This is a genomic window from Trichococcus sp. ES5 (assembly GCF_900067165.1).
GTDB lineage: Bacteria > Bacillota > Bacilli > Lactobacillales > Aerococcaceae > Trichococcus > Trichococcus flocculiformis.
In genome coordinates, this window is record NZ_FJND01000001.1 from 22,408 (window position 1) to 38,793 (window position 16,386).

At 48.2% G+C, this 16,386-nt stretch carries 10 protein-coding genes; 1 reads left to right on the top strand and 9 read right to left on the bottom strand.

Annotation, left to right across the window (positions count from 1 at the left end):
- Positions 1-158: 158 nt before the first annotated feature.
- Complete coding sequence (locus tag TES5_RS00085; protein ID WP_083546398.1) at positions 159-596, top strand: acyl-CoA thioesterase; 438 nt, start codon at positions 159-161, stop codon at positions 594-596.
- A gap of 401 nt (positions 597-997) precedes the next feature.
- On the opposite strand, the gene TES5_RS00090 is transcribed toward TES5_RS00085, so the two are convergent.
- The 9 genes from TES5_RS00090 to TES5_RS00130 form a co-directional block, all read right to left on the bottom strand.
- Positions 998-1,651, bottom strand: a complete 654-nt coding sequence (locus tag TES5_RS00090) for an NUDIX hydrolase (RefSeq protein WP_232309245.1) — start codon at positions 1,649-1,651, stop codon at positions 998-1,000.
- Positions 1,652-1,707: 56 nt separating this feature from the next.
- Entirely contained in the window at positions 1,708-2,115 is a 408-nt protein-coding gene (locus TES5_RS00095) for a secondary thiamine-phosphate synthase enzyme YjbQ (protein WP_068558460.1), read from the bottom strand.
- Between the two features lie 28 nt (positions 2,116-2,143).
- Positions 2,144-3,112 carry a tocopherol cyclase family protein gene (locus TES5_RS00100; protein ID WP_068559289.1) on the bottom strand — a complete coding sequence of 323 codons (969 nt, stop codon included), beginning with the start codon at positions 3,110-3,112 and terminating at the stop codon, positions 2,144-2,146.
- Positions 3,113-3,246: 134 nt separating this feature from the next.
- On the bottom strand, positions 3,247-4,833 hold the full coding sequence (locus tag TES5_RS00105) for a hypothetical protein (protein WP_068559291.1): 1,587 nt from the start codon (positions 4,831-4,833) through the stop codon (positions 3,247-3,249).
- Between the two features lie 413 nt (positions 4,834-5,246).
- Positions 5,247-6,728, bottom strand: coding sequence for a glutamate synthase subunit beta (locus TES5_RS00110; protein ID WP_068558461.1), 1,482 nt, complete (start codon positions 6,726-6,728; stop codon positions 5,247-5,249).
- Between the two features lie 14 nt (positions 6,729-6,742).
- Positions 6,743-11,320, bottom strand: coding sequence for a glutamate synthase large subunit (gene gltB / locus TES5_RS00115; RefSeq protein ID WP_068558462.1), 4,578 nt, complete (start codon positions 11,318-11,320; stop codon positions 6,743-6,745).
- A 313-nt stretch (positions 11,321-11,633) separates the two neighbouring features.
- Positions 11,634-12,491 (bottom strand): agmatinase, encoded by an 858-nt coding sequence (gene speB / locus TES5_RS00120; protein WP_232309246.1) that lies wholly within the window; start codon positions 12,489-12,491, stop codon positions 11,634-11,636.
- 48 nt (positions 12,492-12,539) lie between these two features.
- Positions 12,540-14,081, bottom strand: a complete 1,542-nt coding sequence (locus TES5_RS00125; protein WP_198143269.1) for an aminotransferase class I/II-fold pyridoxal phosphate-dependent enzyme — start codon at positions 14,079-14,081, stop codon at positions 12,540-12,542.
- A gap of 644 nt (positions 14,082-14,725) precedes the next feature.
- Positions 14,726-16,279 carry a sodium/proline symporter gene (locus TES5_RS00130; protein ID WP_068558466.1) on the bottom strand — a complete coding sequence of 518 codons (1,554 nt, stop codon included), beginning with the start codon at positions 16,277-16,279 and terminating at the stop codon, positions 14,726-14,728.
- Positions 16,280-16,386 lie beyond the last annotated feature (107 nt).

A 16,386-nucleotide genomic window follows, 5' to 3' on the forward strand; every position in this document is an offset into this window, starting at 1 on the left:
AGACCTCCCTTTCTTGCCGCTTTCCCTAGAGCTACATCTGTAAATGTCCGATAACTGCGCTGTATCGGACAACCAGTAACCTACCAGCAAGAAAAAAGGCAGTTCATTAGGGATAAGTCTTTCATATTCCTAATGAACTGCCGCAAGGAGGAACTTTTTTGAAAAATGAATTGAAACCCTATATCCACGTCGCCCAATACTATGAAACAGATCAGATGAAAATCATCCACCATTCGAATTACATCCGTTGGTTCGAGGAAGCCCGCATCGACTTCCTTGATCAGGTCGGTGCAAATTACGCGAAACTCGAAGCGAACGGCATCGTCAGCCCAGTACTGACAGTCGAGGCCCAATATAAGTCGATGGTCCGCTATGGCGATTCCGTCTACGTCCTGCCTGAAATCGAGTCGTACAACGGCGTCAAATTGAGTCTTGCCTATCGCGTCATCGATGTCGCGACCGGCCAGCTGCGCACGACCGGAAAAAGCCAGCATTGCTTCCTGAACGAGGCTGGACGCCCTGTTTCGTTGAAGAAAGTCCAACCAAGCGTGCATGAAAGCTTCGAAAAATATCGCGCGCATATTTTCAGCATCTGAGGTGCCCCTGCTTATTTATTCCCAAATCAATATCTTACTTTCGGCTTTAAGAACGTCCAATAATGCCGAAAAGTCGACAGTTCGGACCACTTTGGGTGATTGGTATACTGTCCTGGGCGTTCACCCGACAGAGGAGCATTCTGTCGGGTGTTTTGCGGTTTTCGGTGATCATTCTGTCGAGAGATTTGCGCACTCTCGGTTCTTCGGTATACCGTTCTGGACTGATGCCCGACAAACGGGCGATCCTTCCGGTATTTAGTAGTTTCCGGTAGTTATTCACCTGACAGAAGTTTTAACTCTCGACTATCCGCACCGGCAGAGCACCGAGAAGGCAGATAACTGCGAATTATGCGCCAATAAGCATGAAGAGGCCGGCTCTTAGCGAGCCGGCCTCTTCATGCTTATTTTGATGATTGCTTGTTTTGTTCCAGTATGCTGACGAAGCGGTCGGTGAGGTTCGCGGTATATCCCCACAGTCGATGATGCTCAAGATGGTAGAAAGGCACACAGTGGACACCGACCTTAAATTTGTAGTCTTTCCCGTTTGGAATCAGTTCAAACGGAAAATCATCGGGATGCTCCAGCCGGACCGTCGAAGAATAATAGGTAGGCCGATTGTCCATGAAATACTGAAGCGGCACCGTGAAGATTTCCTGTACCTCTTTATTGAAATGGATATCATCCTTTTCAACACCGGTGATTTCCCCGACGAAGCAATGAATGATTGCGCGATCATTCATGATATAGTCCATCTCCCCCAAAATTTTTATGTTTTCGCTCTTTAGGTTCAACTCTTCCATGGTTTCCCGGATTGCCGCCGCTTCAAAGCTTTCTCCCGGCTCCACTGCACCACCCGGGAAGGAAGTATCCCCAGGTTGGGATATATGCGCTCCCCGTACTTCATAAAGAACATGAAGCGCTCCGTCCACTCTTATCAAAGGGATCAGAACGGAAAAATTGCGCTGTTCCCCGATCGGCTCCGGCTTATGTTCCGCAATTATTTTTTTGATATCCTCCAGCATTGTGCATTCACCTACCGCTTGTTTTAATTTCATTATACAGGTTTTTATCTCGAATTCGAAACAACATGCTCAAGCTGCACATCAAACATTTATCCAGCGATGATCTTCACGTGAAATTTACGGTTACGCGGTCCATCATAGTCCCAGAAATAGATGCTTTGCCAAGTCCCCAACAGCATCCGTCCTTCCGTCACAATGATCGTTTCGCTGACACCCGTCAGAGAGGATTTGATGTGGGCGTCGGAGTTGCCTTCGCTATGTCTGTAGCTTCCCTTATTCGGAAAGGTGTCCGTATAGCCCCAATTCATGTCCTTCTGCACATCCGGATCCGCGTTCTCGTTGATCGTGATGGCAGCTGTCGTATGCGGACAGAAGACAACCAAGATGCCGTCCTTCACGCCGCTTTTTGTCAATGCGTCCTCGAGATAGACATCAATGTTCGTCAATGATTGCTTTCCGCTCGTCTGGATACGGTAAGTGAACAAATTTTGACTCATTTCCTTTCCCTCCCACTCTTTCAAATGTTCAACGTACTACTTCGATGCCGGAAACATTTCCGACATCGTGGTAAATTTTTCCAGTTTTCTGATCGGTGAAATCGACTGTAACGATGCCGGAAAGCCCTTCTTTGATCAACTTGTCCATACCCTGCCTGGTCGGCGCCATCAACGCCCCGCCGTGGAGCACCTCCGCACAAATGGTGAGGGATGCGGATGCATGTGAAACTTCGATCTCGATGCGATCATCGGTCAACAAACCTAAAGTGAATTTGCTGCGGTTATAGGTCGCAAAACGATATTCGATCCCATCCACGATAAAGTTGCAAATGAACCCTTCAAACGAGGATCCCCGATAAGGAATTTTCGCCACCGAGAAGAAGAGGCTCGTCCCCTCATCCCGGAAATGGTTGCACTGGATCCAGACATACTCCTCCGGAAAAGACGTTCCCCAGTCCTTTTCAAGGTAGCCTTTTCCGCCTGTAAAATCACAAGCTTTGGTTCCGAAAGCCACTGTTCCGTCAACGGCATGATTCATGCTGATAACGCCGTGATAGCATTCCATGTTCGGGATATAGGCAAAGAAACCCATAATGGATGGCGATAGCGGTGTCCGTTTGATTGCCTGGAACGGCCCTAATTTCAGGATGCCTTCCATCCGGAAATCGTCCTCTTCCAGATGGACGCTGACGAGCGTTTCCGAAAAGACGCTATTTCCAACTTTAAGCACAAATGGCGTTTGGTTGTATTGAAACGCAGACAAGAGGTAGCGGATGTAGCCGGTCCGCAACTCTTTTCCGGGCGCTTCTCCGACGTGGACATAGGAATATTGGATGAAACAATGTGGATCTTCAGCGGTAAGGGATATTCCCGGAATCAGACTGAGGACGGTTTTTTCATCAGCCGAAACACTCTTGAAATACCACCCTTCAAAATAGGGTACTTGCTTTTTCAGATCGCCTTGAAACAGTATTGGATGGGTCACTTTGTTTGCCATAGCGCAGCGCTTCCTTTCGCATGCATTCTTATCTTTACTATGCAACAACAGCCCTTGTTCCGTCAATTTTTTGCATTTCCGGTACAACAAAAAAGAGCCCACCTTCAAACGAGGCAGACCCTTCTTCCAATTTGTTATTGTTTGATGATGGATACGACGCGGGCGCCGTCTACTTCTATTGTCACGCTGTCGCCGGCTTTGATGAACGGCAACTGCTTGTCGATGGATACTTTAGCTATATAGATGGTTTCTGCATCGCCCTCCAGCGTGAAGTAATAGGTCGTTTCGCCGTCGATGACGACTGATTCCATTGCAGTGATGGCACCGCTGATGGTTTCCGTCTCGACGACCTCTTCCGATTCCTCATCCGCGTCGTCCGTTGCGCTCACGACGCCACCGGTATAGGCGCTCCATGCGGCAGCCAACGAATTACCGGTCCCGACTTTCTGGTAGTTGGTCGCATTCACAAAGGCGTACATTTTGATCAAGCCGGCATCATCTTTCAAGGATAACTGATAGACTGGCTTGTTTTCCATATTGAACAAAAGCGGGAATGTGCTGATGTAGCCTTTTTCCTGCACGGATCCCTGGGCGCTCTCCATGGCACTCCATTCGGTCGCTGTGCTGATGTTGTAGCGTTTCGATTCCTTGGTCCTGGAATTGACCAGCACAAAGCCGATATTTGATTCATCCGCCGCCACGGAAGTCAACCCCGTGTACAGGTACAGATCGTCATTGAGCACGATGTAGTTGTAGCCATTCGCATTTTGGATGACACCCTTCTTGCTGATGACGCTGTTCAGGAAACCGCCTTGGTATTGCCCGTTGTAATTGATCTGCGTCATCACCATATTCGCCGGGAACACGCGATCTACCCAATCCGGCACATCTGCGACGCTGTAGCGCGTGATGTCACCAGAGGAAGCATCCACGACGAACACGCCGACGACTTCTTTGGGTCCCATGAAGCTGAATTTCTTTTCAACGATGGGCGCGATGTAATACGGGTTGCCCTCTTCATCCAATTCAAAGACCGGGTTTTCGAACATCACGGTCGGATAGTTGAAAAAGATATGTCGGGTGATGTCATCCCCGAAAAAGCCGGAATGGGAATAATGGATGGTCTTTTCCAGATCCACCAAATCAGAATCTCCCGTCACCATATCGACGGTCACATAATGTGGAATGCCGTCTGCGCGGTTGTTCAACCAACGGAAAAAACTGACATATTCCAATGGCGAAACACGGACCGAATCGCCTTTATAAGCGATCTGTGTGTATTCCGTGCTGACGTCGAATTGCGAAACCAAGTTGAGGACTTCGCCAAGCTTACGGCTTCCCAGACGCTCCGCCATATCGCGGTCGATCGTCGGGATCTGCGAAGGATCCGTGATGGTCAGGTCCTCCTCAAAATTGCCATCCGTATGCGTAATCAGGCTGGCGTAATCTTTGGCCCTGAAAATTTGGGAACCAAAAAGCATCCCGCCAATGATGAAAACAACGCTGATTCCGATGATGGCTCCAGAAATTTTATTGACTTTATCGGCTTTCGACCGATCCAAGACGTTCATCAATGCTGCACTTGCGACCAAATACAAAAACATATTCGTCCAAAACTCCGGCGACTGGATCGACACCGGGGTCAACGCCGAATACCAATATCCTAGAAGAACGACTGCGGGTAGGCCATAGGCAATCGCCACACTTTTCCAATTTTTCACAACTTGACACCCTTTCTTTTCCTGCAAATTTTTCCCTCTTAGATTACTTAAGGATTTGTTGTTATTATACCATTTTTTTGAGTTATATTTCGGAATTCAATATATGGAATTATGCGGGCCGCCCCAACAGTTTTAGGCTCCTGTTCGAGTTTGCGTTCGAATGTGGCTTCGCCGGAGGACAGCACTCCGGGAAGGCGTCAACTCCTGCAAGCGTTGGCTGGCCGGAGTTGACGGCATTATTCTTGGTCTTTCTCCGGCGAAGGCGGGTTCGCCGGAGTTGGCAACTATTTTTCTTTTTTCATCTCCGGGTACAGCACCCTCGCCGGAGCAAGGCACACAACTCTCCCGCTGTACCAAATCCGCAAAAAAACCGAAGCAACGATTCCCCGTTGCTTCGGTTTTTCCAACTAATATCAATAGATGGCTGTGTCGCCTGACAAGAAACGGTCCACTTCGCCTGCGGCTAGTTTCCCTTCTTGCAAAGCCCAGACAACTAAGCTTTGTCCTCGGCGCATGTCACCACATGTAAAGACTTTTTCCACGTTCGTTTTGTAGTCGGTCTCTGCTGCTTGGATATTGCTGCGCAGATCGCGTTTCAAAGTCAACTCATCCGGAATCGTATCTTCAGGACCGGTGAAGCCCATCGCCAACAAGACTAAGTCCGCTTTCCAGACTTTTTCTGTTCCTTCGACGGGTACTGGATTCATTCTGCCTAAAGCATCACGTTTCCATTCGATCTGGACAGTATGGACAGCCGTAACTTCGCCGGCTTCATTCTTTTCGATTTTGGTCGTATTGATCTCATAGTTGCGCGGATCGGAGCCGGTCAAATAGATTGCTTCTTCTTGGCCGTAATCTGTTTTCAGCTTTTTAGGCCATTCTGGCCATGGGTTCGTGTTTGCATCACGTTTGTCCGGAGCTTGCGGCATAATTTCGAATTGATGCACGCTCTTCGCGCCGTGACGGATGGACGTACCGACACAGTCGGTCCCGGTATCCCCGCCACCGATAACGATGACGTGTTTGTCTTTGGCGGTGATTTTGCTTTCCTGCGGTTCGCCTGCAAGGATATTTTGTGTGTTCGCGGTCAGGAAGTCCATGGCCATGTGTACGCCTTTTGCATCATTGCCTTCGACATTGATGCCGCGCGCGCGGGTTGCACCGCCGCAAAGAACGACTGCATCATAGGTATCAACCAATTCCTGAGCTGCGATGTCTTTGCCGATTTCAGTGTTGCAGACAAACGTAACGCCAGCTTCTTCCAGGATGTCCAATCTTCTTTGGATGATATCCTTGTCCAATTTCATGTTCGGGATACCGTACATCAACAAACCACCCGGACGGTCGCTTCTTTCGAAGACAGTGACCGCATGGCCGACTGAAGTCAAGTAGTGCGCAGTCGCAAGGCCGGCAGGACCTGAGCCGACAACCGCAACGCGTTTGCCGGTAGCCGGAGCTTTAGCCGGTTTTACCCAACCATTCTGGAAAGCATGTTCGATGATTTCGTATTCGATGCTGCTGATCGTGACGGGTTCACCGATTAGCCCGACTGTACAAGATCCTTCGCAAGGAGCAGGACAGACACGTCCTGTAAATTCCGGAAATGGATTGGTCAAGGATAAACGTTCGTAAGCTTCTTGCCATTGACCGCGATACACCATGTCATTCCACTCGGGGATGAGATTGTGCAGCGGGCAACCGGAAGCACCGTTCGGCAGCATGATGCCTGCCGAACAGAAGGGAATGCCACAACTCATACAACGGGCCGCTTGTGTGCGAATTTTTTCTTCGGATGTTTCTTCACGCATTTCGCCCCAATTTTTGATACGGACTTCCGGAGAAATCTTTTCATAATTGGAACGGCTATATTCCTTAAATCCAGTAATTTTTCCCATCTTATCCCTCCTCCTTAGTTTGTCGTCACTGGTTTATAGCGCTCATCAAAGGCATAACGCATTGCGTCTTCACCGGTGATGCCCCTCTGGTTGGCTATTTCGATGTTCTCCAGGATGAACTTGTAGTCGTTGGAGATGACCTTCGTGAAGCGGGATTTCATTTGATCCCAGTTAGCCAAAATATTTTGGGCTTTAGGACTTCCCGTAAAGATCATATGCTCCTGCAGCATGCGCTTGATTGTGTCATGCTCTGTATCATTCAAATCTGTCGTTGCGCTGACCATTTCCATATTCAGGTTGTTTTCATCGAAATCAAGGATATAAGCTACCCCGCCGGACATTCCGGCAGCGAAGTTGCGTCCGGTTTTACCGATGATCAGAACCGTTCCGCCGGTCATGTATTCACACCCGTGGTCGCCGATCCCTTCAACGACTGCATCCACTCCGCTGTTCCGGACACAGAACCGTTCTCCAGCAATGCCGTTGATGAATGCTTTACCGCTGGTTGCGCCATAGAAAGCAACGTTACCAGTGATGATGTTCTCTTCAGGTGCGTAGGTAGCCTCATTCGGTACGCGTACGATGATTTTACCACCGGATAAGCCTTTACCGATATAGTCGTTCGAATCGCCTTCCAGCGTCAATGTCATCCCTTTCGGAATGAATGCGCCGAAACTTTGTCCTGCCGATCCCACGAATGTCAATTGGATCGTATCTTCCGGTAAGCCTTCAGCACCGTATTTTTTCGATATTTCGCTGCCGATGATGGTTCCGACAACACGGTCGATGTTTTTGATGGCTGATTTCGCAACGATGCGTTTCTTAGCATCAATTGCCGGTTTCACGATTCTCAACAGGCGGCGCATATCCAGTGTTTTCTCCAGCTCATGGTCTTGCTCCGTCATGTTGTATCTGCCGACATTCGGTGCTGCATAGGGTTGGTACAATATGCTGGACAGATCGACTGTTTTCGCTTTCCAATGCTTGACATTTTCTTTCATCTTCAGCTTATCGCTGCGTCCAACCATTTCATTGATCGTACGGAAGCCTAATTTCGCCATGATTTCACGCAATTCTTCGGCAACGAACATCATGAAATTCACGACGTATTCCGGTTTGCCTTGGAAGTTTTTGCGCAATGTTTCATCCTGCGTTGCGATACCCACTGGACATGTATTCAGGTGGCAGACGCGCATCATGATGCAGCCGATAGCCACTAGCGGTGTCGTCGCAAAGCCGAATTCTTCGGCACCCAACATACACGCGATAGCAACATCGCGACCAGTCAATAATTTACCATCCGTTTCGACGCGGACACGGTCACGCAACTTGTTCAACACCAATGTTTGGTGCGCTTCAGCCAAGCCCAGTTCCCACGGCAAGCCGGTATTACGGATGCTGGTTCTTGGTGCTGCACCTGTACCGCCATCATACCCGCTGATCAGGATCGTATCGGCATTTGCTTTCGCAACACCGGCAGCGATCGTACCGACGCCGGCTTCAGAAACCAATTTCACGTTGATGCGCGCATCACGATTGGCATTTTTCAAGTCAAAAATCAATTCTTTCAAGTCTTCGATAGAGTAGATATCATGATGCGGAGGCGGTGAAATCAAGCCTACACCTGCGATGGAACCACGTGTTTTGGCGATTTCAGGATAAACTTTCGGTCCTGGCAATTGTCCACCTTCACCCGGTTTTGCACCTTGGGCCATCTTGATCTGAATTTCCTTCGCATTCACCAAGTAGTGGCTCGTAACGCCGAAACGTCCGGAAGCAACTTGCTTGATGGCACTGTTGCGGGAATCTCCGTTTTCATCCAATTCGAAACGGCGCGGATCTTCTCCACCCTCACCAGAATTGCTCATCCCGCCGAGACGGTTCATAGCGATCGCTAAGGTTTGGTGCGCTTCGATACTGATCGAACCGTAAGACATCGCTCCGGTCTTGAAGCGTTTCACGATGCTTTCAGCCGATTCGACTTCTTCGATCGGAATCGCATCTTGAGCATTCGGCTTGAATTGCATCAGTTGACGCAGCGTGTAGGCGTTCGTGTCCGCATTGATTTCGCGGGAGAACTCTTTGTATTGCTCATAGTCTCCTTGACGAGTCGCCTGCTGCAGACGGTAGATTGTGCTCGGATTGTACAAGTGTTCTTCACCCATGGCCGAGTATTGGAAATGACCGCCCACTCCCAACGTTTCGCTGTAAGGCGCTGTAGCTTTATAAGCACTGCCATGACGCATTCTGTTTTCAGTGGCGATTTCCTGCAGTCCGATACCTTCAATACGGGTCGGCGTGCCTGTGAAATATTTAGCGACAACTTCGCTGTTGACTCCCAGTGCTTCAAAAATTTGTGCACCGTGATAACTGCGCATTGTTGAAATACCCATTTTCGTCAGTACTTTGGACATACCATGGACAGCCGCGTGGATGTAATTCGCTTCCGCTGCTTCAGCATCCAGTCCGTCCAGCAGATCTTCTTCAGCAAGATCGCGGATGGTCGCGTAAGTCAAGTATGGATTGACCGCATTACAGCCGTATCCGACCAATGTACAGAAGTGATGCACTTCTCTTGGTTCTCCGGATTCCAGCACAAGGCCGACGTTCGTGCGTGTCTCTTCGCGGACCAAATGATGATGCAGGCCGGAAACAGCCAATAAAGCCGGAATGGCAGCCCATTCAGCGTTCACACCACGGTCGGAAAGGACCAGAATGTTGGCGCCGGAAGCAATGGCTTTGTCCGCTGCACTGAACAGACGTTCCAAAGCTTTTTCCATCCCCTTCGCATCGTCTTCGACACGATATAAAAGAGAAAGCGTGACAGTTTTGAATTTATCGTCCTGCAGCGCTTTGATTTTCGCCAGTTCGGAGTCCGTCAAAATCGGGCTATCCAAGTAGATGGCATGCGTGTCTGCATTATCCGGATCCAATAAATTCCCGCAATTTCCGACAAGCATGGTATCGGAAGTAACGATTTCCTCGCGGATACCGTCAATCGGAGGATTCGTAACTTGCGCAAATAACTGTTTGAAGTATAGATACAGCATCTGCGGTCTGTCTGATAAGACTGCCAACGGAGAATCGATCCCCATGGCGCCGACTGAATCAGTTCCCGTAACAGCCATCGGTTTGATCAATAATTGGATATCCTCAAACGTATAACCGAAAGCTTTCTGCTGGTGCAGCAATTCTTCAGGCTCGACAATTTCGTTCAATGGAGCAGGCGCAAGGTCCTTCATTTTGGAAATGTGCTTTTCAGCCCATTCTCCATAAGGTTGTTTAGCCGCGACCGTTTCTTTGATTTCCTCATCCGAGATGATGCGTTTCTGCTTCGTATCGATCAACAGCATCTTACCTGGTTCCAGACGGCCCTTATAGGCGACATCTTCCGGACGCACATCTACGACACCCACTTCGGATGAAAGGATGACGCGATCATCTTTCGTCACATAGTAACGGGACGGACGCAAACCGTTTCTGTCCAATACCGCTCCGACGATTTCCCCATCCGTGAAGCCCATTGCTGCAGGTCCATCCCATGGTTCCATCAAAAAGTTGTTGAATTTATAAAAATCTTTTTTGGATTTAGACATTGTTTTGTTCTTTTCCCAAGGCTCAGGAACCATCATCATGACGGCTTCCGGCAATGAGCGGCCGTTCAGATACAAGAATTCCAGATTGTTGTCGAATTGGGAAGAATCACTCCCTGTTTCATCAACGATCGGGTAGATTTTTTCACTGGCATCCAGCAAATCCTGGGACATGCTGCCTTGACGGGCACGCATCCAGTTTATGTTGCCGCGGATTGTGTTGATTTCGCCATTATGGATCAAGTACCGGTTGGGATGGGCTCTTTCCCAGCTCGGAAAGGTATTCGTACTGAAACGGGAATGGACCATCGCCAAAGCGGATGTGAAGTCCAGATCCGTAAGATCAAGATAGAAACTGCGTAATTGTTCTGCAGTCAACATCCCTTTGTAGACGATCGTTTTCGAAGATAAACTGGCAAAATAGAACGATCCGCCTCTTTTTTCGCTCATCGGAACGATTTGTTTTTCGGATAGTTTGCGGATGATGAATAATTTGCGTTCGAAATCCATTTCCGTCATTTGAGGTTCTCCTTTACCGATGAAGACCTGGATAAACCTCGGAATGGCAGCTTTAGCAGTCGCACCGATTTCCGAACTGTCGATCGGAACCTCACGCCAGCCCAGCACTTTTTGGCCTTCGGAAGTAATGATCTCTTCCACCATTCTCATTTGTTCGTGACGCAAATCTTCATACTTATGGGCAAAGAGCATCCCTACACCATAGTCGCCTTTTTTAGGCAAATGGATTCCGAGGACGTCGCACTCCCTGCTGAAAAAATGATGTGGAATCTGCACCATGATACCTGCTCCGTCACCTGTTTTGGCATCAGCGCCGGAAGCACCTCTATGCTCCATGTTTTCCAATAAATCCAACGCGTCAGAGACTAATTTATAAGAACCCTTACCATTGATGTCAACGACAAATCCCATACCGCATGCATCATGCTCGTAGGCGGGATCATACATTCCTTGCTTTTTTGGAGGAGTGTAACTATTCATTTCGGCGTCCCTACTTTCTATTTTGTTATTCTGATATTATAATCAAACTCTCATTTAATTACAATCCATTTTCATTCATTTTTTCACAATTAGTTGCATATTTTTTTTGATAGTAACAATATTAACTTCTAGAAAAACATTCGCTATAACAGGATTTCACTAGCATAAGGATATGAAAAGTTAGTGATACTTTTCCTTACATACCTACGTGAGATTCGGGAATTTTCATTACAATTTAATGTAAATATTTTCATTCGGAAATCAGGGCAAATAAAAGACCTTGGTTATGTCCAAGGTCCAATAATCGATTCTTTTATTTAGTAAGCGTCAAAAGCATTTCTCTGACAGTCTTGCAGGCCATAGCAGTAGAAGCGCCTGAAGGATCGTATTGCGGTGAAAGTTCGACGACGTCGGCTGCAACGATCTGATTCAAGTCCTGCAAAGCAGCGATACCCGCCAACAATTCCTTGTAGGTGATGCCGCCTGGCTCAGGTGTGCCGGTTCCCGGGAAAGTACCAGGATCCAAAACGTCCAGATCGATTGTCACATAAACGGGAACATCCTTCAATTGCTGCACGATCTGCGGCAACGTATCGATGGTGAATTTCTCCATATAAGTATGCTCTTTCGCCCATTCGAACTCTTCCTTCAAACCGGAGCGGATACCGAATTGGAAAATGCGGCCGTCTCCCAGGAAATCGAAGCAACGGCGGATGACCGAAGCATGCGAAAACGGTTCGCCCATGTAGTCTTCACGCAGATCTGTATGGGCATCGATATGGATGACATGCAGATCCGGATATTTTTCATAAGCAGCCTCGATGGTGGGCAGGCTGACGAGGTGCTCGCCGCCGACCATCAAAAATTTCTTGCCATTATCCAATACTTCTTTTGTGTAGGTTGCGATATCACTCAAGACGCGCTCTGTGTTGCCGAAAGGTAGATCCAGATCTCCGCCATCATGGATGGCCTCTTCTTCAAGATCGCGATCCAAATAAGGAGAATAACTTTCCAAGCCAAATGAATCTTGGCGGATCGCCTGCATCGCAAAGCGCGTGCCTGGCCTGAAACTGGTCGTTCCGTCGAATGGAATCCCGAATAATACGGTGGATGCTTCTTCAAAAGAAGATTCGCAGCCGATAAAAGTCTGGATGTTCATATTATTTCTCACTGTCTGCCGTCCTCCAACTGTATGCTATTTGATGGTTGATTTGATTGTTTAATCTTTCAGGACTTTGATCTGATGAGGCATTTTTTCCTCGGTCAGAACGTTGCCCAGTGTCTCATTATAGTAGTGGTAGTGTTGCACGACCGCTTCGGAGATCACTTCACCAGGGATGATCAACGGAATTCCTGGCGGGTAGATCATGATCGAGTCGGCACTGATGCGGCCGATCGCGTCGTCGATGCCGACCACTTCATTGTCGGCATAAAAGGCATCACGCGGACTGCATGCCAATGCGTTGATACTGCACGTCATCACGTGTGCATCGAAATGTTGACTCGCTTTTTTGTAGCGCCTGCGGATGTCCATCAAGGCATCAACCAGACGTCCGATTGATTCCCGCGTATCGGCCGTGCTGATGACAGCCATCACGACATAGCCTTCAGCCAACTCCATTTGGATGCCGTACTCTTGCTTCAAGATCGTGTAGACTTCAAAGCCTGTCAGTCCGATGTCATTGACACGGATCACCAATTTGGTCCAGTCATACGTTTGGTCGAATTTGTCTTTGATGTAGTCGGATTTCAATACTTCATAGTCGCCGAATGCTTCGATTGCTTCAATCGCTTCACTGACGATCGGACGCAGTTTTTTGTAGCGGTCTTTTCCGTACATCGCCAATTCGCTGCGTGCGGCATCGATGGAACTCATCAACAAGTAGTTCGCGCTGGTCGATTGCAGCATGTTCAGCACTTTTTGTAATTTTGTTGCGGAAATGCGGTCCCCTTGCATCACCATTAAGGAACTCTGCGTCAAGGATCCGCCAGTTTTATGCATGGAATACGTCACCGCATCGGCTCCGGCTTTCATTGGATCCTTCATTTTTCCGGGCATGAACGGCAAATGCGCGCCGTGCGCGCTGTCGACGATGACCACAACACCGCGTTCATGTGCGATATCACAGATCGTCTCCAGATCGTTCAAAGATCCGAAATAAGTCGGATAAGTGACCAAAAGAGCTTTCGCTTTAGGATTTTCATCCAAGCCTTTGATGATGCGTTCCACGGAGATACCGTGTGAAATTCCGAAGGCCAAATCCATTTCGGGCTGGATGAAGATTGGCTTTGCGCCGCTCAAAATCAACCCGCTCATCACTGACTTATGGCAGTTGCGGGGAACCAAGATCGAATCGTTCGGCCCCACTACGCTCATGATCATCGCTTGGATGCCTACAGTCGTACCGTTAACCAAGAAAAAGGCCTGATCGGCATTGTATGCTTTTGCAGCCAATTCCTGTGCTTCTTTTATGACGGATTGCGGATGGCTCAACAAGTCCAATTCTTTCATGGAGTTGACATCCATCTGCATTGTCATATCACCGACCGCCATTTTGAATGGTGTCATCTGCGCACCCATTTTATGTCCAGGGACATCGAAAGGTGTAACGTCCTGTTTCGCATATTTAACAAGCGCTTCGAAAAGCGGCATTTTGATATGTGTAATATTTTTTGCTTTAACGTTAGAAATTTGGTAAGTAATTTTGTCGGAATGACCGTCCAAATAAGTGTCTGAATTGAATAAAACCTTTTCAGCCAAATAGATTTCCCCCTTTGATATAAAAAATGGGCATAAAAAAAGCTCTCCAACCAAAGGAAAGCTTCGATATCTATCAGCTGCTTTTCCTCTTATTGCTCATAGGACTTGGATAATCCTACGCTCAGGTTGGGCACCCAATATCAATCCTTGAAAATAAAATTAGATTGATTGGTTTGCCACCGTATCTTCGACCCCTCGTCTCAACGGCTATTAATAAGAGATATTCAATTTATGCAAGCTAAATTCTATACAAATACAACGTATATGTCAATGATTTTGGAAAGAAAACTAAAATTTTTTTCAGTTGGTATTTCCGAACAATGATTTGACAGTTGTTCACGATCATCCACAAAAAAGCTGAAATTCTTCAGATCCAGAGTTTAGTTTATTCGGATAGGTTGAAATTAAGATTACATCCCCTTCTCCGGTGAACGGGTGCTTAGTCGGAGTTCAGGATGAATTTGCCGTCACGCTCCGGCGAGGGCCAGCTTGCCGGAGTTGCGTTAACATTTCGCGCTGTCCTCCGCTGAACATCCGGTTCACCGGAGGACAGGCTTGAATATTGGGTCATGCCTTCGCCCGATAGTCAAGCGCATCAAAAAAAACAATCCAAAATGGATTGTTTTTTTTGCTTAGCATGTGTGTTAGGCTTTCGACTGGCTTTTCACCATTTCGAACTCCTCTTCCATCGCAGCGGACGGTTTTTCACCGATCAAGGAGAAAATCACGATCGCCACACAAGAAAGGATGAATGCCGGCAACAGTTCGTAGATGCCGAATACGCCGCCGATTGGTTTAATCAGAAGTTTCCAGATGAAAACAGCGATTCCGCCTGTTAACATCCCAGCGATAGCGCCTTGACGTGTTGTTTTTTTCCAGAACAAGGAGAACAGCATCAACGGTCCGAATGTCGCACCGAAGCCCGCCCAGGCGAAGGATACGATTGTGAAGATGACAGAGTTCTCATCCAAAGCGATGATGATTCCGACGATCGCCAATACGATCAAAATCATCCGCGTCATCGCCATGATTTGCTGATCGGAAGCATCCTTGCGCAGAACGCCTTTGTAGATATTTTTCGAAAAAGCACTTGCGGCAATCAGCAGATAAGAATCCGCGGAACTGATCGTCGCAGCCAAAATGCCAGACATGACGATTCCGGCCAATAGCGGCGGGAATAACAGTGTCGCCATTTCGATAAAAATCGTTTCCGAAGTTGATGCTGTCGTCAACGCCATCGGGAACATCGCGCGCCCGATCAGACCGATCAGGACCGCAGCTGTTAATGAAAGGGTCGACCAAATGATACCAATGCGGCGTGATTGTTTGATATCTTCAGCAGAACGGATAGCCATAAAGCGCAACAGCACTTGCGGCATACCAAAATAGCCGAGACCCCAAGCCATGCTGGATGCGATTGTGATCAGCCCATATTTCCCGGCCGGACCAAAGTCAGCCATCGCGCCGTCAGCCTGTTGCACGCCATCGACCAGTGTCGGTGTAGCGATACCGAAGAAATCCAAAAACCCGGGGATGCCTCTCAGATTATCGATGACCGCTCCTGGACCCCCGGCATGCACGACGCCTCCGACCAAAACAACAGCCAAAGCCGCAATCATGATGATGCCCTGCATGAAGTCGGAAACACTCTCCGCCAAAAATCCGCCGATGAACGTGTAGAACACGACGAACACCGCTCCGGCAATCATCACAGGGATGTAAGGCACTTCGAACAAGGTTGCGAAGAGCCTGCCTACCGTCACAAAACAGCTGGCTGCATAGACGGAAAAGAAGACGAAAATGAACGTCGATGATACCGTCAAAATAACGCGCTTGTCCTCATGGAATCGATTGCTGAAGAATTCCGGCAGCGTGATTGCCCGCGCTGATTCGGAATAGTGCCGCAAACGTTTCGAGACGATGATCCAGTTCAACGCTGTCCCAGCCGCCAAACCGATGGCTGTCCAGAATGCATCGGACAAACCTGACCAATAAGCCACACCCGGAAGCCCCATCAAGAGCCAACCGCTCATGTCCGAAGCTCCCGCACTGATTGCGGCGACCCAAGGACCCAGACTGCGTCCCCCCAGGAAGAAATTATCCGAGCTTTCGTTCGATCGCTTGTAGTAATAGAAGCCGATGCCGATGATGATCGACATGTAGCCGGCCATCGCCATAAAAATTAATGCTTTATCCATAAGTTACCTCCAAAAATAAATAATGACATGTTTCATCATTCTAATTTAATTAAAATTTAATGAATTCACTACGCCATCATAGCACACGAACAAAATTGTAAGCAACC

Bases quoted from the DNA above. Each gene is read 5' to 3' on its own strand.
- TES5_RS00095 (WP_068558460.1), bottom strand. From the start codon at position 2,115: ATGAGTCAAAATTTGTTCACTTACCGTATCCAGACGAGCGGAAAGCAA.
- TES5_RS00110 (WP_068558461.1), bottom strand. From the start codon at position 6,728: ATGGGAAAAATTACTGGATTTAAGGAATATAGCCGTTCCAATTATGAA.
- TES5_RS00130 (WP_068558466.1), bottom strand. From the start codon at position 16,279: ATGGATAAAGCATTAATTTTTATGGCGATGGCCGGCTACATGTCGATC.
- TES5_RS00100 (WP_068559289.1), bottom strand. From the start codon at position 3,112: ATGGCAAACAAAGTGACCCATCCAATACTGTTTCAAGGCGATCTGAAA.
- TES5_RS00090 (WP_232309245.1), bottom strand. From the start codon at position 1,651: ATGAAATTAAAACAAGCGGTAGGTGAATGCACAATGCTGGAGGATATC.
- gltB (WP_068558462.1), bottom strand. From the start codon at position 11,320: ATGAATAGTTACACTCCTCCAAAAAAGCAAGGAATGTATGATCCCGCC.